The organism is Achromobacter arsenitoxydans SY8 (assembly GCF_000236785.1).
GTDB classification, from domain to species: domain Bacteria; phylum Pseudomonadota; class Gammaproteobacteria; order Burkholderiales; family Burkholderiaceae_B; genus Achromobacter; species Achromobacter arsenitoxydans.
In genome coordinates, this window is the sequence record NZ_AGUF01000094.1 from 1 (window position 1) to 21,457 (window position 21,457).

Consider the following 21,457-nt stretch of genomic DNA (forward strand, 5'->3'; position numbering starts at 1 on the left):
TCGCATCTGTACGGCTTCCAGACCGCCGGCGACTGCCCGCTTCCCCATGGCCAGAGGCGAAGGCGCATACGCTGCCCGCAACGGCAGAATCGGAAAACCTATGCGCTCGCAAGCGTTGCAGTCTCCGGTGGGGTTGGGCACGGCGTGGTGCAGGACTCTGCTAAGCAATTGGCTGGTGTTCATGAGTAGTTTGCTGCTTGCGGCAAGGAGGCAAAAATATCTTTCCAGTCGGCGGCGTCGTAGCGTTCGTAGCGGCCGCGCTGAAGGGCCAGGTCCTGGCCGAAGTCCTCGGCGGGATTGGCGCAGGCCAGTTCCATCGAAAGCAGACAGGTCAGGGACAGCGCTTCGCGCAGTTCGAACTCGATGACCTCGAGTGCGGATAGTCACGCCTGTGAACAGGCGTCCGTCTGAATTAATGGATTGCAATGGACGCGCGTGGATTTAGCGCTCAATCCTGCGCAATCGTTGGCTTCTCGTATACAGGACCAGTCCCGATCTATCGAGCAATTGCTAGGACTTGTCCTAATAGCCTTGGAGGGGGGCATCAGCGCGCACGACAGGCACAGACTCTGGCAGCCGGTATGATGCGAGCCCCGAGGAAAAATCGACTTACCTCTCACTGATGGAGCACCTCCGCATGTCCGACACTTCCACGCCCTTCGACGTCCAGGCCTTCATCGCCCAGAGCATGGAAGGCATGCAGGCCGCCACCTCGGCCCACTGCGCCGCCTGGCACCTGGACGACGCCGAGCAGTGGTCCGTGGACATGGACAGCGGCCTGATCGTGTTCCAGCTTCCTGGCGGCATCGTCGCCAGCGCGCCGGTGCAGATCGTCGGCACGTCCAACAGCGAGGACGGCAGCTTCCTGTGGGGTTGGGACCACCCTTCCGTGCCGGCCGAACTGTCCGAGCACGCGCAACTGGCCCTGGCCTTCGGGCGCGCCCACGGCCTGGCGGCCTACACCACGCGCAAGGTTGCCTGCGACGACGCCCTGGCTTGGGAGTTCGCCGCGGTGGCGATGCGCCTGGGTGAAGCCAGCGGCACGTACCGCGCCCAGGCGTCGGACACCGCGCACGTGTGGATGACGTTCGGGCAAGTGACGCTGTCGTCCGCCCCGGCGGACGCCGCATAACTGCGACGCGCCCCGGCGGCAAACCGGGGCGCGTTGCTGTTCAGACCTTCTTTAACGGTACAGCACCGTCGGCAGCCACATGCCGATCTCCGGGAACACATACAGCAGGAAGATCGCGACGACCTGGATCCCCATGAAAGGCATCATGCCCAGGAAGATCTGGTTCAGCGTCACGTGCGGCGGCGACACGCCCTTCAGGTAGAAGGCCGACATGGCCACCGGCGGCGACAGGAACGCGGTCTGCAGGTTCAGCGCCACCAGCAGCCCGAAAAACAGCGGATCTATGCCGAAGGTGTTGAGCAGCGGCACGAAGATCGGCATGAAGATCACGATGATCTCGGTCCACTCCAGCGGCCAGCCCAAGAGGAAGATGATGATCTGCGCCAGCAGCAGGAACTGGATCTGGGTCAGGCCCAGCGACAGCACCCATTCCTCGATGATGCGCTGCCCGCCCAGCAGCGCGAAAGCCGCCGAGAAGATCGAAGACCCCACGAACAGCCAGCACACCATGGCGCTGGTCTTGGCCGTCAGGAATACCGATTCGCGCAGCACCGGCAGGTTCAGCCGCCGGTACGCCAGCGCCAGCAGCGCGCCGCCCATCGCGCCCATCGCCGCGGCCTCGCTGGGGGTGGCCAGCCCGAAGCCGATCGACCCCAGCACGGCGGCGATCATTACCGCCAGGGGAAAGAACGACGCCATGAGCATCTTGAAGATTTCCAGGCGCGCCCAGGTCAGCGCCGCGTAGAACACCGCGAGCATCACCACGCAGACGGCCGCGAAAATCCAGAAGCCCGTGGGCGCGGCGATGCTGTCGGCCGCCGCCGGGGCCTCCTGCGGCGGTGCCGCGGCTGCGGCGGGCGGCTGCGCCGCGGGCGTGCCTGGCGGCTCGCTCAGGCCGGATCCCGGCGCGGGGTCGCTGGAAGGCGGCTCGGCCAGCTCGTTCGACGGCGGTTCCGCCAGGCCGCCGGAAGGCGGCTCGCTCAAACCCGAATCGAACTCGGCCGAACCCAGTTGCAGCTCGGCGGGGATCTCGTACTCCACGACCGGCCGCGTCAGCGCATGGTGCACCACCGCCAGCATCAGCAGGGTCACCACCAGCGGCGTCAGCGCCGTGGCCATGTTCCGCGCCAGATAGCCGAACGACACCGCGCTGTTGCGCCTGCCCTTGAACATCGCGCCCAGCATGCCGGACACGGCCCGCGTGTATCCGCCCGCGGCCATCGCCGCCGACTCGGCCGACAGCGGAACGCCGCGCTCTTCCTTGGGCAGCGGCGGCGCCATGTCGGGCCGCAGCTTGGCCACGATGATCACGTAGAGCATGTACAGGATGGCCAGCAGGATGCCGGGAAACAGCGCGCCCGCATAAAGCTGCACCACCGAAACGCCTGTGGTGGCGCCGTACACGATCAGCATCACCGACGGCGGCAACAAGATGCCCAGGCACCCGCCCGCCGTGATGGAGCCGGCCGTCAGCCGCACGCTGTAGCCCGCCTTCAGCATCGCCGGCATCGCCAGCAGACCCATCAGCGTCACCACCGCCCCGACGATCCCCGTGGCAGTCGCGAAGATCGCGCAGGTCGCCAGCGTGGCCACCGCCAGGGCGCCCGGCAGGCGCGCCAGCGCCAGGTGCATCGACCTGAACAGTTTCTCGATCAGGTTGGCGCGTTCGACCAGATAGCCCATGAACACGAACAGCGGAATCGAGATCAGCGAATCGTTCGTCATCGTGGCGTACGTGCGCTGCACCATCAGGTCCAGCGTCTGTCCGATAGAACGCCCCGGATCCGAACTCTGCAGGTAGTACGCAAGAAACGTGAAGAGCACCCCCATGCCCATCAGGGTGAACGCCGTCGGAAACCCCAGCATGATCGCCACGACGATCAGCGCCAGCATCAGCAACCCGATGTGGCCGGTGGTGAGGTGGTCCCACGGCGTCAGGAACGCGATCATCAGGAGCACCAGCGCAATGCACGACAGGCCGAACCACAATGCCTTGTGGATTTTCATCGCTGGGCTCCTCCGGAATTGACGTAGCGGTCGAGCTTGGCGATGTCTTCGTCGTTCACATGCACCATCTTCTTGAGCTTGTCGACGTCCACTTCCTCAACGTCCTCTTCGCGCGACGGCCAGGCGCCCTGCTTCAGGCACAGGATGCAGCGCAGCACCTCGGCCACGCCCTGCAGCAGCAGAACCGCGCCCGCGGCTGGAATGAAGGCCTTGAACGGATAGATTGGCGGCCCGTTGGCCATCAGCGACGAATGCTCGCGGATGGCGATGGAATAGCCGGCGTAGTACCAGCCGGCCCACACCAGCGCGATCACGCCGGGAAAGAAGAAGACGATGAACAGCAGCAGGTCCAGCCCGGCCTGCACCCGCGGCGGCAGGAATCCGTAGAGGATGTCGCCGCGCACATGCCCGTTCTTGGCCAGCGTGTAGGCGCCCGCCATCATGAACAGGATGCCGTAATACATCATCTGCAGGTCGAATGCCCAGGCGCTGGGCTGGTTCAGTATGTAGCGCGCCGCCACCTCCCAGCACACGTGCAGCGTCAGCACCACGATCAACCAGGCGAAGGTCTTGCCGACAAAGGTGGAAATACGGTCTATGAAGCGTACGATTCGGATCATCAGAGGCCCTTGCGCATAGCGAAGCGCCGCGCGCCGGCTGTGCGGCGCGCGGATATTGCGAAAGAGCGTGTCAGGCCGGCTTGGTGGTGCGCGAGAAGTAGTGGTTGTAGGCCATGCGGTAATTGACCGTGGTGTCGCCGTGCCAGCGCCCCACCCGCTCCGCGAACGCACGCTGCGACTCCAGCACCTTCTTGAACAGCGGGTTCTCGGCCGACCGCTTGGCAATCATCTCGTCCCAGATCTTGAGCTGTTGCTGCAAGATGGCGTCCGGCGTTTTGTAGAACTTGACGTTGTGGTCCTTCTGCAGCTTGATGTAGTCCTGCGAATAGCGGTTCGCCGCCTTCCAGGACATGTCCGCGCTGGACGCCTGCGCCGCGTAGCTGAGGATGTGCTTCAGGTGTGCGGGCAAGGCGTCGTACTTCGCCTTGTTGAACAGCACCTCGAATTGCTCCGCGCTCTGGTGGAAGCTCTGCAGCATGCAGATCTTGGACACGTCCTGGAAGCCCAGGGCCAGGTCCGACGACGCGTTGTTGAATTCCGCCCCGTCCAGCAGGCCGCGGTCCAGCGCCGGCACGATTTCACCGCCCGGCAGCGCATTCACGGCCGCGCCCATCGCCGTGTACATGTCAATGGCCAGGCCCACCGTGCGGAACTTCACGCCCTTGACGTCCTCGACCTTGGTGACCGGCCGCTTGAACCAGCCGAACGGCTGGGTCGGCATCGGCCCGTACATCAGGGACTGCACGTTCACGCCCATGGCCTTCTGGATCTCGACCAGCAGTTCCTTGCCGCCGCCGTATTCGTGCCAGGACAGCAGCATGTTGGCGTCCATGCCGAACGAAGGGCCCGATCCCCACAGCGCAACGGCCGTGTTCTTGCCGTACCAATAGGCCACCACGCCATGGCCGCCGTCCAGCGTCCCGGCCGACACGGCGTCCAGCAGGTCGAACGCCTTGACCACCGCGCCGGCAGGCAGCACTTCGATCTTCAACTGGCCGCCGGCCATCTCGTTGACCTTGTTGGCGTAGTCTCGGGCGAATTCGTGGAAGATGTCGTTGGCGGGCCAGGTGCTCTGGAACCGGAAGGAGATCGGGGCGTTCTGGGCTTTGGTGACAGCGGGAAATCCTAACGCCGCGGCTCCCGCGGCGGCTGCGCCGGAGATGAACTTGCGGCGGCGGGGCTTGGTAACGTGTTGCATGGCTTGTTGTCTCCTGGGGTGGACTACATGGACCAGCTTGTTACTACCTGCATGGGCGCGGGATGGAAACGCCTGCTGCGGGCATCCCGGTTCCGGGCGATGCGCCTGATGCGTCTGATGCGCAACTTTGGAGTGATTAAACCGTTCTGACAAACGGCTGACAATCAGCTTTTAGTCAGGAATTACCCTAGAAAACGGACTACGCCGTAATCGGTAACGGCAAAAGGGCCGCGTTGCGCGGCCCTGCTTCGGATGAACGGCGCGGCGCCCCTACACCGCCGACACTGCCCCCGGCTGCGCGCCGCCATCCAACAGCGGCGGCGTCGTCACGATCGACGTCAGCGCCGGTTCGGCCGCGCGCAGGTTAGCCAGGTCCGGGCGCGGGCGCCGCAGGGCTTCGATGCCCGCAAACGCCTGCTCCATCGCCTGGGCTGCCTGCAACACCTCGCGGTCGCCGCGGAAGCGTCCCACGATCTGCAGGCCAAACGGCATGCCCTGCGCGTCGCGTCCGCAAGGCAGCGTCAGCGCTGGATGCGTTGTCAACGTCACAACGTAGGTCAGCGCCAGCCAGCGGTAGTAGTTCTCCTGGGCGACGCCGTTGATCTTGTCCGCATACAGCTGCGTCCACGGAAACGGCGAAACAGGCGTGGTGGGCGAAAGAATGAGGTCGTAGTCGTCGTAGGCGCGCTGGAAGCGCTTGATCAGGCGCGTCTGCTCTGCCTGCGCCCAGGCGCAGTCCTTCAGACTCATTGCCGCGCCCATTTCGAAGTTGGCGCGGGTGTTGGGACCCAGGCTGGACGGATCCTTCTCGTAGGCATCGCGCATGCCCGCCACGAAGGACTCCGCGCGCAGCACGTCGAAGCAGCGATGGGCTTCGCCCAGGTCCAGTTCGATCGGATCGCAGGCCGCGAACAGATGCCGCATGGCGGCGATCTTTTCGCGGAACGCGGCGCGGATGCCGTCGTCCACGGCGCAGGCGCCGAAGTCCTCGGTGTAGGCCACGCGCAGCGATCCCAGGTCCGCCAAGCCGGGACTCAGGAACTGCAGCGGGTCCAGCGGATAGCTGAGCGGGTCGCCGGCATTGGGCCCCGCGGAAGCCGCCATCTGCAGGCAGGCGTCCGCCACGGTGCGGCCCATCGGCCCGACCACCGAAATCGGGGTCCAGCCCAGCAGCTTGCGCACGCTGGGCACGATGCCCGGCGACGGGCGAAAGCCCACCACACCGCATTTGGACGCGGGAATGCGCAGCGAGCCGCCCGTGTCGGACCCCGTGCACACCGGCAGCATGTCGCACGCCAGCGCGGCGGCCGAACCGCCCGACGAACCACCGGCGTTCAGATTGGGATTGAAGGGGTTGCCGGTCGCGCCCCACACCGTATTGCGCGAATTGGCGCCCGCGCCCATCTCGGGCACGTTGGTCTTGGCCGCGACGATGGCCCCGGCGCGGCGCAGCCGCGCCACCAGTTCGACGTCTTCTTCCGGCACGTACCCGCGGTACAGGGCCGACCCGTAGGTCGTCAGCACGCCGGCCGTGGGCTCCAGGTCCTTCACGCCCATGGGCAGGCCGTGCAACAGGCCCAGCGGCTCGCCCGCCATCACGGCGCGTTCGGCGGCGCGCGCCTCTTCCCTGGCCCGTTCGTACGCGGTGGCGGTGACCGCATTGACGTACGGGTTGACGGCCTGGATGCGCGCGATGCAGGCTTCAAGCAGTTCCACCGGGGAAAGCTGGCGGGCGCCGATCATGCGCCGCAACTCCACAGCGGTCAGGGATACCAGGGTGTCGTCCAATGCCATCGTCGTCTCCGTCAATCAATCTTGATGTTGGCGCGCTTTGCGACTTCGCGCATCACGGGCAGTTCCTGCTGGATCAGCGCCTCGCCTTCCGCCGCGCTGGCGTAGGCAGCCTCGAAGCCCTGGGCTTCCAGGCTCTTGACCACCTCGGGCGATTCCACGGTGGCCTTGAGCGCCTGTTCCAGCCGCGCCTTCACGTCGGCCGGCAGGCCGCGCGGCGCGGCCACCATCAGCCACGTGTCCATCGCCACCGAAGGGTAGCCCTGTTCGGCGAAGGTGGGCACGTCCGGCAGGAAGGCCGAACGCTTGGGGCTGGACACGGCCAGCACGCGCACCTTGCCCTGCTTGCTCTGCGGCAGCGCGGCGGCCACGGTGTCCACCGAGAACGGGATCTGCCCGCCGATCAGGTCGGTCATGGCGGGCGAGCTGCCCTTGTAGGGCACGTGCGTCATCTTCAGCTTGGCCGCGGCCATGAAGGCTTCGCCCACGAAATGCGCCGTGGTGCCGGAGCCAAAGGAGCCATACGGCGGCTGGTTGTTCGCGGGATCGTTCGCGTAGGCCGCGAATTCCTTCAGGTCTTTGACCGGCACCTTCGGATTGGCCAGCAGCGCCAGGCCGGTGCGGCCCACGATGCCGATCGGTTCGAAGCTCTTGACGGGGTCATACGGCAGATTGCTCTGGATTGCCGGATTCACCGTGAAGGTCGTGCCCGAGCTCACCAGCAGCGTGTAGCCGTCCGGCGCAGCCTTGGCGACATAGCCGGCGCCGATCGCCGTGCCCGCACCGGCGCGGTTCTCCACCACGACGGTGCGGCCCAGTTCCTGGCCCAGCTTCTGCGCCACCACGCGGCCCAGCACATCCGTGGCGCCTCCCGGCGGAAAAGGCACAACCAGCGTCAACGGGCGGCTGGGATAGGCGTCCTGGGCCGTGGCGGGGGCCACGGCGCCCATGGCGCTGGCAAAGGCGAGACTGACTGCAAGAAACGAGGTTTTCATGGCGGTGCTCGATGGGAGGTGGTGGAAAACGGGCGCGTCTGGCGGCGCCTAGGAACCGGCCGCAAGCGAACGCCCGCGGCTCAGGAATCGGTCATATTCTTCGTCGGGCACGAACAGCCCGCCCGTGGTCCAGGCCAGGTGGGTAGCCCGGGGCAGATGCGCCTGCAAGCCACGCGCCTGCAGCCACGCCCGGCCGGCGTCGCTGCCGCAGAGCTGGCGCGGACCGCTGAAACCGGCCGCGGCTGACGGCTCGATGCGCAGCCCCTCGCTGTCCTTCAGGCGCGCCAGGTCGGCGTACAGCGTGTCGTCCGCCACCGTGTACACGCCGCGCAGGTGGCCGCCCACGGCCGCATAGGCCAGTTCGGATGCGCACGGCACCGCCAGCCCGTCGGCTTCGGTCACGTTGGTCAGCCCCAGGTCGTAGACGGACGGCGGCATGGGCGCGCCAGGCAACTGGCCGCAGCCGGCCATCATGCGCGCCAGGAAGCACGGCGATTGCACCGGCTCCGCGAAAAAGCAGTGAACGTGCGGGCCGTAGAGCTGGGTCAGGCCGAACGCAATGCCGCCGGGCGCCCCGCCCACGCCGCAAGGCAGATAGACGAAAAGCGGATGCTCGGCGTCGACGCGCACGCCCGCCTGCGCCAGCTGGACGCGCAGATGCAGCGCCGCCGCCGCGTAGCCCAGGAACAGCGAGGCCGAGCGCTCGTCGTCGACGAAGTAGCCGCAGGGATCGGCCTCGACCTGGGCGCGGCCCGCCGCCACCGCCTTTTCGTAGTCGCCGGCGTGCTCCACGACCTGGACGCCGCGCGCACGCAGCCGCGCCTTTTTCCAGGCCTTGGCGTCGGCCGACATATGCACCGCGGACCGGAAGCCCAGCGCCGACGCAATCACGCCGATGGACAGGCCGAGGTTGCCGGTGGACCCCACGGCCACCTGATAGCGGTCAAAACAGGCCCGGGCCTTGGGGCCCGCCAGCTTGCGGTAGTCGTCGCCGGGCTGCAGCAGGCCCTCGGCCAGCGCCAGCGACTCCGCGAACTCCAGCACTTCGTGGATACCGCCGCGCGCCTTGATCGACCCGGCCACGGGCAGCGCATGGTCCGCCTTGATCCACAGCCGGCCCGCCTGCGGCGCCAAGCCGATGGCGGCCTGCATGCCTTCGGCGCGCAACAGCGGCGATTCGATCACGCCGCCCGTCGCGGCCAGTTCCGGAAACAGTTCGGCGAGCAGCGGCGCGAAGCGCGCAAATCGCTCTTGCGCGGACAGCACCTGATCCATCAGGAAATGCGCGCCCGGGGCCGCGCCAGTGTTGCGGCATTCGGGCCGCGTCCACAGCACGGGCCGGGCCTGCCGGAGCGATTCCAGGACGGGGGACAGAGAAGCGTCGTCGGGTTGAAACATTGCCGTGGTACCAGGTTGCGTGCGCAGGAAATGCCCACATCCTAGAGGCCGTCATAGCATTGCAGCAATATCAATGGTTAGAATTCTTCTTTGCGCTTTCCGCAAACCTTGGATCCGGCCATGAATCCGCAAGTCCTGCAGGAAATCTCCCTACGGTATTTTTTGGAAGTGGTCCGCACGGGCTCGGTCAGCGAGGCGGCGGCGCGGCTGGATGTCGCCCCCTCGGCCGTAAGCCGGCAGATCGCCCGAATCGAGCGCGAATTGGGCACGCTGCTGTTCGAAAGGCGTGCCCGGGGCATGGCGCCCAATGCCGCCGGCGAACTGCTGGCCGCGCACGCCAAGCGCATGCAGCAGGATGTCGACCGTGTGGCGGGCGATATCCTGGCGCTGCGCGGACTGCGCCAGGGCCACGTGCGCATCGTCAGCACGGAAGGCTACGCGTCGGAATTCGTGCCCGCCGCCATCGCCCGTTTCCGCCAGCACTATGCCGGCATCCGCTTTTCGCTGGACGTGTGTTCGCAGCAGGAAATCCCGCAGCGCATCCGCGACGGCTCGGCCGACATCGGAGTCACGCTGAGCCTGACGTCGCAGCGCGACATCCGGGTGGAAATGCGCGTGCCATCTCCGGTACGGGCCATCCTGGCCGCGGACCACCCGCTGGCTGCGCGGCGCGACCTGGCGCTGGCCCAGCTGATCGGCTATCCGCTGGCCCTGCCCAGCCCCGATTCCACGCTGCGCCAGCTGATCGACATCAGCTGCAGCCGCCAGCAGCTGCATTGCGAGCCGGCGTTCACCAGCCGCAGCATCGACGCGCTGGTCGGCTTTGCCAGCGCAGGCGGCGGTATCGCCTTCTGCGGTGAACTGGCGATCCGCAATCGCCTGCGCTGGGGCGGCATCGTGGCGGTGCCGCTGCGCGACCGCGAAATGAACGAACGCCACTTCGAGGTCCAGACCCTGGCGGGCCGCATCATGCCGGAAGCCGCCAAGGCCTTCATCGCCAGCCTGGCCGAGGCGGCGCAGGCGGCCGCCTGAGCTCAGTACTGGTAGCGCATCGTCAGCATCGCGCTGCGCCCGGCCGCCCACGCGCCCTGGCTGTAGAAGCCGATCTGGCTGTAGTACTTGCGGTCGAACACGTTGTTGACGTTCAACTGCGCCGACAGGTTGCGGTTGAAGCGGTAGCGGGCCATCAGGTTGGTGATGGCGTAGCTGCCCTGCCCCACGCGTTCGTCGCCGTTCGGGCCGCTGGCGATGGTGTAGACATGGCTCTGCCAGTTGACGCCGCCGCCCACGGTCAGGCGGTTCCAGTCGCCGGGCAGCTGGTAGGTCGTGAAGAGGCGCACCAGGCTGCGCGGCTGATCGGTCTGGATGGCGTTGCCGTCGCCGTCGCGCGCAGTCCAGTGCGACCAGCCCGCCGCCACGTTCCAGCCCGGCGTGACCTCGCCCGACACTTCCAGGTCGAAACCACGGCTGCGCGTTCCCTTCGCCGCGGTGTAGGCCTGGTTGGTCGTGCCCGGCACCATCTGGCCCGGGTCGACCTGCGCGACGTTGTCCTGGTCGATCTGGAATATCGCCGCGCTGGCGTTCAGACGGCCTTCCAGGAATTCGCCCTTGATGCCGGCCTCGTAGGACTTGCCTTCCAGCGGGTCCAGCCAGTTGGCGTTGCGGTCCTGGTAGGTCTGCGGATTGAAGATGCCGGTGTAGCTGACGTAGGCCGTGTAGGTGTCGTTGATGTCGTACAGCAGGCCGGCGTACGGCGTGAAGGCGTTCTTGTCGAATTCCGTGCGGCCTTCGCCGCCGAAGCCGACCGAGTTCGTCTTCCAGGTGCTGTAGCGGCCGCCCACGATGAGCTTGAGCGGGTCGGCCAGGTTCAGGCGCAGCGCGCCGTACCAGCCGGTCTGCGTGGTGGTGTACTTGCTGGCAGTAATAGCGTCGTTCCAGTCCGGCTCGGGATAGGAGCCGTTCCACTTCAGGAAATTGCCCACGCCGGCCGCGTTGATCGCGGACTTGTAGTCGAAGTCGCCTTCCTGGCGGTTGAAGCTGGCGCCCACCACGGCCTCGTGACGGCGGCCGAACGCCGTGAACGGGCCGGTCGCCTTCAGGTCCAGCGAATTCTGCTTGCGGTCGCCCAGATACCAGGCCGGCGACGCGCCCATGCCCTCGCCGGTCTCGCGGTCGGGCCAGCCGTACAGGTACAGCAGCTTGCCGTCCATTTCGTTCTTCGAATACGAGCCCACGGCCTGGATGCGCCATTCGTTGTCGAAGCGGTGTTCCAGGCTGGCGAAGGCGCCCTGCGTGGTGCTGCCCCACGAGGTCCATTTCGCGCCCGTATTCAGGGAACGGCGCCAGTCGGTGCGGCCGCCGTCGGCATACCAGAGCGGGAAGCCGCCCCAACTGCTGCCCTGCGGATCATTGTCCTGGTAGTTGTAGCCCAGGCTTAGCGTCGTGCGCGACGTCAGGTCGGCGTCGACCACGCCGTAGAACACCTTCTTCTTGTTCTGGTAGTAATCCAGGAACGAGCGGTTGTCCTGGTAGGCGGACACGATGCGGCCGCGCACGCTGCCGTCGGCATTGAGCGGCGTGGACAGGTCGGCCGTGACGCGATAGGTATCCCAGTTGCCCACGCCAGCGCTCAGGTCCGCCTTGAACTCGCGGCTGTCGGCATGCTTGCGCACCAGGTTGATGGACGCCGACGGATTGCCCGCGCCGGTCATCAGGCCGGTGGCGCCGCGCACCACTTCCACGCGGTCATAGATGATCGGGTCGACGGACGACTCGCCCGCCGCATAGCCCACGTCGAACGTGGTGGGCACGCCGTCGTACATGTAATTGGTGATGCTGAAGCCGCGCGAGTTAAACGTGTAGCGCTCGCTGTCGAAGTTCTGCACCGAAATGCCCGGCGTACTGGCCATGACGTCCGCCAGCGACCGCATGTCCTCGTCTTCCATGCGCTGGCGCGTCATGACGGTGACCGACTGCGGCGTCTCGCGCAGCGACAGCGACAGCCCGGTGCTGGCCGCGGTGGCGCGCGGCGTGTAGGCCCCGGTCCCTTCGGTGGTGGCGGGATTGGCGTTGTCGCCCACCACCTGCACCGAAGGCAGCGTGGCCACGTTGGCGTCCTGCGCCCCCGCGGCGCCCGAGGCCAATGCCAGAAGAACCAGGGCGGACGTGCGTCGCAGCACGAAACGGCGTTGAACAAAGGGGCTGCGGCCGACGGGCCTCTGATCGTGCATTTTGGCTTCCTACCGAGATGTGGACTGAGACGACAAATCGGCAGGAAGTGTAAATGCAAATCCTTCTCACTTCTATGGAGTGTTGTTTTTTCCCATTATTGACAGATGCCCTTGCGCATCAGGCAGCGGTCTTTCCCGGCCGCCGGACGGCCCGCACTTTGCCGCTTTCGCCGCCGCCGCAGTAGAACCGGTCGCCGCCATCGGATTCCAGGCCCGACACGCCGATGCCCGCCGGCATGTCCAGCGCTTCCAGCACTTCGCCGGTGCCGGGATCCAGCCGCCGGATGTCGCTGGCGTCCCCTTCCCACGTGCCATGCCAGAGTTCGCCATCCACCCAGGTCACGCCGGTGACAAAGCGGTTGGACTCAAGCGTGCGCAGCACGCGCCCGGTGGCGGGATCGACCTGATGGATCTTGCGCTGGCGGTACTCGCCCACCCACAGGCTGCCTTCGGACCACGCCATGCCGGATGCGCAGTCCCCGCCCGGCACGGGAATGGTCGACAGCACCTTGCCGAACTCGGGGTCCACCTTCTGGATGTGCCCGTCGGCGATCTGGTAGAGATGCGTGCCGTCGAAGGCCGTGCCGGCGTTGGCGACCACATCGAGCGAGCGCGGCGTCTGGCCGCTGGCGGGGTCCAGCGCGACCAGGCTCGCGCCCGTGGCGAACCACACCTGCTTGCCGTCGTAGGTCAGCCCGTGCACGGTGTCTATGCCGGGGAAAGGGCCGTATTCGCGGAGGATCTGGGCTTGCGTTCGTTTCATGATGGCGTCCTTTTTTCAGTGGGGTACGTCCATGCTAGTTGGCGGGCACGACATCCGGGAGTAACAAGCTTGTCGCGAATGCAGGTACGGGCGGCAACAGCCAGCGCCGCGCGCGGCCTTGCCCGTAGGGCTGCACCCTGCCCGACTCGGCCAGCGCGTCGAGCGCGCGCTGCACCGTGCGCTGGCTGGCGCCCAGCGCCAGCGCCAGCGCGGAACTTGACCACAACTCGCCGTCGGCCAGCACGGCAAGCAGCGCGCCCTGCTGCGGATCCTCGTCGCTGGCGGCGGGCGCCAGCAGCGCCACCGGCCGCGCGCCGGGAACCTTGAGCGCAAAGCCGCGCTTCGTCGCGGCAATGCCCGCCACGCCGCGCATCGCAGCGCGCAGGCGTCCCATTTCGACGCGCAGGCGCGCTCGGTGCGTCTCGTCGAAGTAGCGGGTGCGGAAGGCCTGCTCGATCAGCGCCTCGCGCGGCGCATCGCCCGGCCAGGCCTGCGCCAGGACGCGCGCCAGCGCAAACAGGACCGGACGCCCGGCCAGCGAAATGGCGGTCTCCGCACCGCGCACGGCGTGCCGGCTGGCGTCCACCACCAGCGCCCCTGACGCCAGCAGGGCCTCGATCTCGTCCAGCAGCACGGGCCGGTCCCCGCCCGCGTCGACCAGCCGCGCCGCCGGCGTGTTCAATGCCAGCGATGCGCTTTGCACCTCGGCCATCAGGGTGGCAATGCCGGAATGGACCGCCGCCAGCTCGGCGCGGGCAAGCGCCGCTCTTGCCGCCTTGGCCTGCTGGCGGCGCATGGCGATGCCGGTCGCGATCAGTTCCTGCACAGCCCGCGACGCCCAAGGCAGGGACGCCAGGTCCATGCCGGCCAGCGTAGCCTCGGCCGCGTCCGGCCGCCCGACCAGGAGCTGGCGCCGCGCCTTCAACTGCCGCGCGTGGGCCGCATTGACCGCATCGCCATGGGCCTGGAGCGTGGCGCGCGCGGCGTCCAGCGCCTTTTCCGGCCAACCCAGGTCGCGCGAGGCCAGCGCGATTTCCGCCTCGGCAACGATGCAGCGCGCCCGCCGCACGGCGTCTTTGGGGCCAAAGGCGCGCGCCGCCCCGCGCAGCAGCGTTCGTGCGCGCAGCAAGTCCCCCAGTTGAGCCATGGCGATGCCGCGCAGCGCAAGCGCGGCCGCATCACTGCGCAGGGATACGTGGTTCAGCGCGCCCAACGGGTCGCCACTGGCGAGCGCGCGCGCCGCCGATGCGATCAGAAAGTCCATGAAAATGCCGCCACCGCCCCCCCCTGCCTGGCCAGAAAACAAATCTACACCAAGCAGGCGGCGGCTACGACATCGTAAGAGAAGCGGACGGCGCGTCGGCCCGCCGCGCGCGCAGGCGTCACGCGCCCGCGAATTCCACCGTCAGCGACACCCCGGCGCCGCGCAGGCCCTCGCCCACCACGATGGACGCGCCGTGCTGCTGCGCAATCTGCGCCACCAGCGACAGCCCGATGCCGCTGCCGCCCGCGGGCGTTCCCGCGGCGCGGTAGAAGCGGTCGAACACGCGCTCGCGCTCGTCGGGCGCAATCCCAGGGCCATCGTCGGCCACGCGCAGGAATGCGCCGCCGCCCGGCCTAGGGCCGCAGGACACCGCAATCTGGCCGCCGCTGGGCGTATAGCGGCCGGCGTTGTCCAGCAGATTGCCAAGCAATACGCCCAGCGCGTCCAGGTTGCCCATGACGACGCAGGGCTCCACCTGCACCGACAGGCGCTGCTGCTTGCGGCCAGCGCATGCCTCCCAGTCGCGCGCCAGCATGACGACCATGGCGTCCAGGTCGATCGCTTCGGGCGCCTGCGCGCTTTCGATCAGCGCGTCCATGCGGGCCTGGTCCAGCAGTTGTTCCGCGATGCGCATGGTGCGCTGCGCGACCAGGCGCAGCTTCTCGGCGGCCTGTGCCGATTCGCCGGCGCCGGCGCTGCGCGCGACCAGTTCGGCGTGCGCGCTCAGGGCGGCCAGCGGCGTGCGCAACTCATGCGCCGTGTTTTCCAGGAAGCGCCGTTCGCGGTCCAGCGCGCCCTTGACGCGCAGCAGCAACTGGTTGATGGACCGGATGAACGGACGCAGTTCGCCCGGCATGCCCGCCAGCGGCAGCGCGGCCAGGTCAAGCGGACCGCGCCGTTCGATGGCCGCGCCCGCGCGGTCCACCTTGCGGAACGCCCTGCCCACGACCACGCAGGTCACCGCAGCCAGCGCCAGGAACAGCATGGTGACGATGACGAGTCCGCGCTTGAAGTTCTGCAGCATCCGCTCGCGCAGATCGCTCTGGGAATAGGCCAGTTGCACCTGCACGCGGCCGGTCGCATCCGTGACCGAATACACGCGCCAATGGGTCCCGCCCGCCGCGCTGTCGACAAAACCGTTCCGAAAGCTTGGATTCAGCGGCTGGACAGGCGACTCCTTCGATTGCAGCAGCGGCCGCCGGTCGGCCAGCGACCATACCTGGAAGCTCGCCCGGTCGCCGTTGAACTGGACGGACTCCGGCAGCGCAAAGCGCTCGGCGGGCGCCACGTTGTCCAGCAGGCTGACGGGCATGGCCGTCAGGATCTGGTTCGCGCCGTCATACAGCCCCTGGTCCTGCAGGCCCGTCTGCGAGCGCCGCGTTTCAAACTGCTGGAACGCGAACACGAGCACCCAGGACAGCAGCAACGTCAGCAGCAACGTAACCGTGAGCTGTCTGCGCAAGGTCTTCATTCGACCGCCTCGATCCGGTAGCCCATGCCATGCACCGTCGTGATCAGCTTGTCGCCGAGCTTGCGGCGCAATTGATGGATGTACACGGCCACGGTATTGCTTTCGAGCGAGGCATTGTCGCCATAGACGGCGGTCTCCAGCTGTTCGCGGTTGACCGTGTGGCCGATCCGCTCCATCAGCGCCAGCAGCGTCCGGTATTCATGGGCGCTCAGGCTGACCTCTTCCCCGGCGCGCGTCACGCTGCGCCGCGCGGGTTCCACCACGATGTCGCGGCAGCGCAGCGCCGACACCACCATGTTGCTGCTGCGCCGGACCACCGCGCGCAGCCGCGCGTGCAGCTCGTCAAGCTGGAATGGCTTGACGATGTAATCATCGGCGCCCGCATCCAGGCCCTGGACCCGTTCGCTCAGGCGGTCGCGCGCCGTCAGGATCAGCACCGGCGTGGCGTCGTAGCGCGAGCGCAGTTGCTTCAGGACCGTCAATCCGCTGCCGTCGGGCAACCCCAGATCCAGCAACACGGCCTGAAAGCCGTGCTGCACCAGCGCCAGGCGCGCCTCGGCCACGCTGCGCACCCAGTGCGCATCGACTCCCGACTGATTCAGGCTGGTGTGCAGGGCGTCGCCCAGCATGGCGTCGTCTTCAACTAGCAAGACTCGCAAGACAGCTCCAGAAAAACATAACGGCGCACAGCATGCCTGGCGCCGTTTAAAGAATTTTTAAAACCCGGTACCCACAATGCGCACCGTAGTCGGCAGGCATGGCGCCTGCTTGCTTCCCTTAGCAGAGAAGGAATGGAATGAAGCTGGGTATGTTAGCAAGAACGCCGCTGGCGGCCGCGGCGCTGTTGGCCGCGATGACGGGCGGCGCACGCGCCGAGGAAGGCGGCACCAATTTCATCGGACTGGGCGTTGCCGCCCTGCCCGTCTATGAAGGCTCGAGCGAATACCGCGCGCTGCCGGTGCCCCTGATCAACTATCAATCGGGCAATTTCTTCATTTCGCCGCGCGCCGGGCTTCCCGCCATGGGGCTGAAGACCGATCTGGCCCCGGATTGGACCGCCGGCGCATTCGTCGGCATGGCGCTGGGGCGCGACTCGTCCGACGCGGACCGCACCCGCGGACTGGACGATATCGACTTCCACGGCGTCTACGGGGCCTTCGTGGAATGGTCGCCGGGCCGGTACTCGCTGATGGCCGCCTATCGCCAGGCCGCGCACAGCGGCTACGGCGGCACGCTGGACCTGCGGGCCACCTACGCCGCGTGGCAAGACTCGCGCAACCGGATCTCGGTGGGCGCCAGCACGCAATGGGCCAACGGCGACGACATGCAGACCTGGTTCGGCGTCACGCCATCGCAGGCCGCACGCAGCCGCGAAGGCCTGGAGGCGTACTCGCCGTCGTCCGGCTTCAAGTCGGTGGCGCTGTTCGGCACCTGGGCCCACCGCTTCGACAACAAGTGGAGCGCCGTGACGACCGTGGGCGTGAACTCCCTGGTCGGCGACGCCCGCGACAGCCCGCTCACGGAAAAGAAGACCAACGTCTTCGCCAACGTGGGCGTGGTCTACGCATTCTGAGGTAAACGGCCCGGCCCCGGGCCGCGCTAGGGAGAGCCGATATGAAACGCCTGCATGGCATGGAATTGTTCGCCGAAGTGGCGAAGGCGCACAGCTTCAGCCGCGCCGCGGCGGCGCTGGGCGTGCCGCCGTCGACGGTGTCGCGCCACGTCGCGGAACTGGAGCGGTCCGTGGGCCTGCGGCTGCTCAACCGCAACACGCGCCGGGTCGAGCTGACCGAGGCCGGGCGGCTGTACTTCGAGCGCTGCCGCCGCATCGTGGCCGAGGCCGAGGTCGCCCACGAAGAACTGCGCAGCCAGTTGGAAGTTCCCAGCGGCCCGCTGCGCATCCACGTATCGGCGGCCTACGCCATGGACGCGATGCTGCCGGCCCTGACCGCGTTCGGCAAGCGCTATCCGGACATCCGCTTTCACATGAGCCTGGCCGGGGCGCAATGCGCCGACCGCGCCCCCGAGGCCTGCGACGTGTCGATCCTGTTCGGCGACCTGCCCGACTCGTCGAAGGTGGCGCGCAGATTGGGCGCCCTACACGCCCGCCTATACGCCAGTCCGGACTACCTGGCCGCCCGGGGCGCCCCGGCGGACCCTGCCGACCTGGCCCGCCACGACTGCATCGGCCTGCGCACCGGCGGCGGCCAATCGGCGCCCTGGACCCTGCAGCGGCGCGACGACCGCCATCAGGTGACCGCGCCGCACCGCTACTGCGTGGACGACGCCGGCATGGCCGAACGCCTGGCGGTCCTGGGCGCGGGCATCGCGGCGCTGGGCGGAGACCTGGGCACGCGGATCCGGGCGGGCGAACTGGCTAGCGTGCTGCCGCGCTGGGGCCTTAGCCCCATCGAGGTCCACGCCGTCACCGAAACGCGCCTGCTGCCGGCCAAGACCCGGCGCTTCATCGACTTCATGGCGGATTACCTGGATCCGTCGGCCGCGTCGTCCCGGATCGGCGTCCTGGCGGGCGACCGGGCCAAATCCGGCGCGTCCGGCCTGGGCGCGGTCAGCAACGGATAGGGATTGAGCGCGCCGCCGGCGGCATAGATGCCATAGTGCAGGTGCGGCGGCGTGCCGCCGGCATTGCCGGTGTTGCCCACGAATCCCAGCACATCCCCCGGCGCCACAAGCTGGCCGCGGCGGATGTCCGCGTAGCCGTCCAGATGCGCGTAATAGTGCATCTGGCGGCCCGGCCCCATCACCCACACCACCTGGCCGCCCAGCGAGTTGCCGCCGATGCGCGTGACCACGCCCTCGGTGGCCGACAGCACCGGCGTGCCGCGCGCCGCAAAAATGTCGATGCCTTCGTGCTTCCGGCCGCCCGACCGCGCCGCGCCCCAAGTGTCGGCCAGGCGCCGGACCGCCACGCCGTGCACCGGCACGGGCAAGTAGGCGGGCGCGTCCTGCCAGGCCAGCCGCGCCATGTGCCACGGCGCGCGCGCCGCGTCCGGCAGGCGCGGCCAGGCCCATACCGCCAGCGCAGCCAGGGCGGCAAGCAGCAGCAGTCGTCGGGCCAGGCGCAAGGGCGTACGGGCGTCCATGCACGGTTCGACGGGTGCACGCCAGCGGGGTTCCCCGCGCCACACTGTTGCAGGACGTATGATGCGACCCCTTTTTTTGGCCCGTACGGGCTTGTCCGCCCCCTGCGGCGGCCCTCCGGGGCCCCGCAGCGTGTAAACTCCCCCCTTTTTGACCCTGGTGGTATGTTGCAAGCCTCCCAGCGCACAGGTTTAAGCGGCCCGACGCTCATTCGCTTGCTGACTCGCCTGACGGACGCCGACGTCCAGCAATCCAGGCAATCGCTCTCGGACCATCTGAGCCAATGGCTGGGCTGGACGGACGCGATCGCACTGTCGGCGGCCTTGAATACCAGTCCGCCAGTGATTGCTCCCGGCGCCCGCATGTTCAGCAGCGCCGAAGAGCGCGAATGCGCGCGCGTGCGCAACACCCTGGCCGACGCCATCGCCAGCGATACCGCGGCCACGGCCGCCAAGCGGATCGCGCCCGGGCAGGCGCCGGTCAAGAAGCCGGCGGCCCTGGCCGAAGCCGATGCCGATTACTCGAATTTTCGCCAGCGGTATCTGTCGTTGCAGCACACGATGGAAACCAGCATCGGCAATCTGCGCAGCCGGCTGCGCGGCATGGTGGCCGCCAAAAACGGCGAAATGACGCGCCTGGCTGTGGTCGACGCGATCATGGACCGCGCGCTGCTTCCTAAAGAGCGCGCCCTGCTGGGCGCGATCCCGAAGCTGCTGCAGGCGCACTTCGAACGCCTGCGCAAGGCCGAGGAAGCGGCGCTGGCGCAGGCGGCGGCGGATGCCGAAGCGCAGCCGGCGGATGCCGAAAGCGCTGTGGATGCGGAGGAACCCGCCGGGGCCGATGCGGCCGCGCAGGCGGCCGCGCCGGCCGTGGGTATTACGCCCGGCGCCTGGCTGGACACGTTCCGCGCCGACATGCGCAGCGTCCTGCTTGCTGAATTGGATGTTCGTTTACAACCGGTCGAAGGGCTGCTCGCCACCCTTCGCGCCAGCTAATTAGGACACTATGTCCAAGTATCTGATCAATCTTGTGGTTTTCCTGGCCGGTCTGGCCGTCGTTGGCTGGATCGGCGCGGGCTATGCGGGCACCAATCCGCTGGCCCTGGCGGTCACGCTGCTGATTGGCGTCTGTTATCTGGCGGGCGCGCTTGAACTGCTGCGCTACCAGCAGGCGACCTCCTCGCTTTCAGGGGCGGTCTCCGGGCTGACCGAAGCGCCCGGCAGCCTGGGCGCCTGGCTGGACCGCCTGCCGGCCGCGCTGCGCAATCCCGTGCGCCTGCGCATCGAGGGCGAGCGCGTCGGCCTGCCCGGCCCGTCGCTGACGCCATATCTGGTCGGCCTGCTGGTGCTGCTGGGCATGCTGGGCACGTTCCTGGGCATGGTCGTGACGCTGCGCGGCACCGGACTGGCGCTGGAAAGCTCCACCGATCTGGCCGCAATCCGCGCGTCGCTGGCCGCGCCCGTGAAGGGCCTGGGCTTCGCATTCGGCACCTCCATCGCCGGGGTCGCCGCGTCCGCCATGCTGGGCCTGCTGGCCGCCCTGTGCCGCCGCGACCGCGTGCAGGCCGCGCAACTGCTGGACACCAAGGCCGCCACCACCCTGCGCGCCTACACGCAAGGCTACCAGCGCGAAGAATCCTTCAAGCTGCTGCAACGCCAGGCCGAAGTCATGCAGCGCCAAGCCGAGGCCATGCCCGCGCTGGTCGGCCAGCTGCAGACCATGATGAAGAGCATGGAGCAGCAGAACCAGGCGCTGAACGACCGCCAGCTCGCCAGCCAGGACGCCTTCCAGGGCAAGGCCGAGGCCGCCTACGCGCGCCTGGCGTCCGTGATGGAAGCGTCGATGAAGGACAGCGTCGCCCAAAGCGCGCGCTCCGCCGGCGAGGCCCTGCAGCCCGTCGTGCAGGCCACCATGGCCAGCCTGTCGCGTGAAACCGCGTCCCTCCAGGAAACCGTCACGCAGGCCGTGCAGCAACAGCTCGCAGGCCTGACGTCGGGCCTGCAGGCGGCCACCTCGGACGTGGCGGGCATCTGGAGCCAGGCGGTGGCCGGCCAGCAGCGCGCCAGCGAGGCCATGGCGCAAGACCTGCGCGCATCGCTGGACCGCTTTGCGCAGACCTTCGAGCAGCGCTCGGCCGACTTGCTGGACAGCGTCTCCACGCGCCTGGAAGCCTCGTCGGGCAACATGTCGGAAGCCTGGACTCAGGCGCTCGTGCGCCAGGAACAGGCCGGCGAAAAACTGGCCGGCGACAATCTGCAGGCCCTGACGGCCGCGGCCGCCAGCTTCGAACAACACTCGGCGTCGCTGCTGCGCACGCTGAACCAATCCCACGCCGCCCTGCAAACGGAACTGGCCTCGCGCGATCAGCAGCGCCTGTCCGCCTGGACGGACACGCTGGGCGCCATGGGCGCCACGCTGCGCCAGGAATGGGAACAATCGGGCGCGCACGCCGCGGCCCGCCAGCAGGAAATCAGCGACGCGCTGGC

20 protein-coding genes are annotated in these 21,457 nt (G+C 67.9%); 6 read left to right on the forward strand and 14 right to left on the reverse strand.

Annotation, left to right across the window (positions count from 1 at the left end):
• Both KYC_RS30020 and KYC_RS29785 read right to left on the reverse strand, forming a co-directional pair.
• The coding region (locus KYC_RS30020) for a hypothetical protein (RefSeq protein ID WP_008168716.1) at nt 1-183 on the reverse strand (183 nt) is incomplete at its 3' end.
• Entirely contained in the window at nt 180-317 is a 138-nt protein-coding gene (locus KYC_RS29785) for a hypothetical protein (protein WP_008168719.1), read from the reverse strand. The genes KYC_RS30020 and KYC_RS29785, both read right to left, overlap by 4 nt.
• Before the next feature lie 320 nt (nt 318-637).
• Here KYC_RS29785 and KYC_RS27420 point away from each other — a divergent pair, with 320 nt between their 5' ends.
• Nucleotides 638-1,132 carry a DUF6882 domain-containing protein gene (locus tag KYC_RS27420; protein ID WP_043519411.1) on the forward strand — a complete coding sequence of 165 codons (495 nt, stop codon included), beginning with the start codon at nt 638-640 and terminating at the stop codon, nt 1,130-1,132.
• Between the two features lie 51 nt (nt 1,133-1,183).
• On the opposite strand, the gene KYC_RS27425 is transcribed toward KYC_RS27420, so the two are convergent.
• The 6 genes from KYC_RS27425 to KYC_RS27450 all read right to left on the reverse strand — a co-directional run bounded on the left by KYC_RS27425 (nt 1,184) and on the right by KYC_RS27450 (nt 9,141).
• The gene (locus KYC_RS27425) at nt 1,184-3,139 is read right to left on the reverse strand and encodes a TRAP transporter large permease (protein ID WP_008168722.1); all 1,956 of its coding nucleotides are present in this window, start codon (nt 3,137-3,139) and stop codon (nt 1,184-1,186) included.
• Nucleotides 3,136-3,759, reverse strand: coding sequence for a TRAP transporter small permease subunit (locus tag KYC_RS27430; protein ID WP_008168724.1), 624 nt, complete (start codon nt 3,757-3,759; stop codon nt 3,136-3,138). The genes KYC_RS27425 and KYC_RS27430 overlap by 4 nt, the downstream gene beginning before the upstream one ends.
• 70 nt (nt 3,760-3,829) lie before the next feature.
• Nucleotides 3,830-4,957: a TRAP transporter substrate-binding protein gene (locus tag KYC_RS27435; RefSeq protein ID WP_008168726.1), complete on the reverse strand. Its 1,128-nt coding sequence runs from the start codon at nt 4,955-4,957 to the stop codon at nt 3,830-3,832.
• Between the two features lie 270 nt (nt 4,958-5,227).
• Nucleotides 5,228-6,751, reverse strand: coding sequence for an amidase (locus tag KYC_RS27440; RefSeq protein ID WP_008168729.1), 1,524 nt, complete (start codon nt 6,749-6,751; stop codon nt 5,228-5,230).
• A gap of 11 nt (nt 6,752-6,762) precedes the next feature.
• A complete protein-coding gene (locus tag KYC_RS27445) occupies nt 6,763-7,743 on the reverse strand; it encodes a Bug family tripartite tricarboxylate transporter substrate binding protein (RefSeq protein ID WP_008168731.1) in 981 nt (326 codons plus the stop codon).
• A gap of 48 nt (nt 7,744-7,791) precedes the next feature.
• Complete coding sequence (locus KYC_RS27450; protein ID WP_008168732.1) at nt 7,792-9,141, reverse strand: D-serine ammonia-lyase; 1,350 nt, start codon at nt 9,139-9,141, stop codon at nt 7,792-7,794.
• Nucleotides 9,142-9,261: 120 nt separating this feature from the next.
• On the opposite strand from KYC_RS27450, the gene KYC_RS27455 reads away from it, so the two are divergent.
• Nucleotides 9,262-10,173 (forward strand): LysR family transcriptional regulator, encoded by a 912-nt coding sequence (locus tag KYC_RS27455; RefSeq protein WP_043519405.1) that lies wholly within the window; start codon nt 9,262-9,264, stop codon nt 10,171-10,173.
• Nucleotides 10,174-10,175: 2 nt separating this feature from the next.
• Here the strand turns inward: KYC_RS27455 and fhuE are convergent, their stop codons facing one another.
• The 5 genes from fhuE to KYC_RS27480 all read right to left on the reverse strand — a co-directional run bounded on the left by fhuE (nt 10,176) and on the right by KYC_RS27480 (nt 16,528).
• The gene (gene fhuE, locus KYC_RS27460; RefSeq protein WP_008168734.1) at nt 10,176-12,371 is read right to left on the reverse strand and encodes a ferric-rhodotorulic acid/ferric-coprogen receptor FhuE; all 2,196 of its coding nucleotides are present in this window, start codon (nt 12,369-12,371) and stop codon (nt 10,176-10,178) included.
• A gap of 118 nt (nt 12,372-12,489) precedes the next feature.
• A complete protein-coding gene (locus KYC_RS27465) occupies nt 12,490-13,134 on the reverse strand; it encodes a Vgb family protein (protein WP_008168735.1) in 645 nt (214 codons plus the stop codon).
• Nucleotides 13,135-13,168: 34 nt separating this feature from the next.
• Nucleotides 13,169-14,398, reverse strand: coding sequence for a hypothetical protein (locus KYC_RS27470; RefSeq protein ID WP_008168736.1), 1,230 nt, complete (start codon nt 14,396-14,398; stop codon nt 13,169-13,171).
• 118 nt (nt 14,399-14,516) lie between these two features.
• Nucleotides 14,517-15,869 (reverse strand): sensor histidine kinase, encoded by a 1,353-nt coding sequence (locus KYC_RS27475; protein WP_008168738.1) that lies wholly within the window; start codon nt 15,867-15,869, stop codon nt 14,517-14,519.
• On the reverse strand, nt 15,866-16,528 hold the full coding sequence (locus tag KYC_RS27480; RefSeq protein ID WP_043519407.1) for a response regulator: 663 nt from the start codon (nt 16,526-16,528) through the stop codon (nt 15,866-15,868). Before KYC_RS27480 ends, KYC_RS27475 begins: the two co-directional genes overlap by 4 nt.
• Before the next feature lie 137 nt (nt 16,529-16,665).
• On the opposite strand from KYC_RS27480, the gene KYC_RS27485 reads away from it, so the two are divergent.
• Together KYC_RS27485 and KYC_RS27490 are read left to right on the forward strand one after the other, a co-directional pair.
• Nucleotides 16,666-17,442, forward strand: coding sequence for a MipA/OmpV family protein (locus tag KYC_RS27485; RefSeq protein WP_008168743.1), 777 nt, complete (start codon nt 16,666-16,668; stop codon nt 17,440-17,442).
• Between the two features lie 41 nt (nt 17,443-17,483).
• Nucleotides 17,484-18,452: a LysR family transcriptional regulator gene (locus KYC_RS27490; RefSeq protein WP_008168746.1), complete on the forward strand. Its 969-nt coding sequence runs from the start codon at nt 17,484-17,486 to the stop codon at nt 18,450-18,452.
• Here the strand turns inward: KYC_RS27490 and KYC_RS29155 are convergent.
• On the reverse strand, nt 18,353-18,973 hold the full coding sequence (locus KYC_RS29155; protein ID WP_100148389.1) for a M23 family metallopeptidase: 621 nt from the start codon (nt 18,971-18,973) through the stop codon (nt 18,353-18,355). The two genes, KYC_RS27490 and KYC_RS29155, sit on opposite strands and share 100 nt — an antisense overlap.
• A gap of 162 nt (nt 18,974-19,135) precedes the next feature.
• On the opposite strand from KYC_RS29155, the gene KYC_RS27495 reads away from it, so the two are divergent.
• Both KYC_RS27495 and KYC_RS27500 read left to right on the forward strand, forming a co-directional pair.
• Nucleotides 19,136-19,966, forward strand: coding sequence for a DUF3348 domain-containing protein (locus tag KYC_RS27495; protein WP_043519409.1), 831 nt, complete (start codon nt 19,136-19,138; stop codon nt 19,964-19,966).
• 10 nt (nt 19,967-19,976) lie between these two features.
• Nucleotides 19,977-21,457: DUF802 domain-containing protein (locus KYC_RS27500; protein WP_008168752.1), on the forward strand; the 1,481-nt coding region annotated here is incomplete at its 3' end.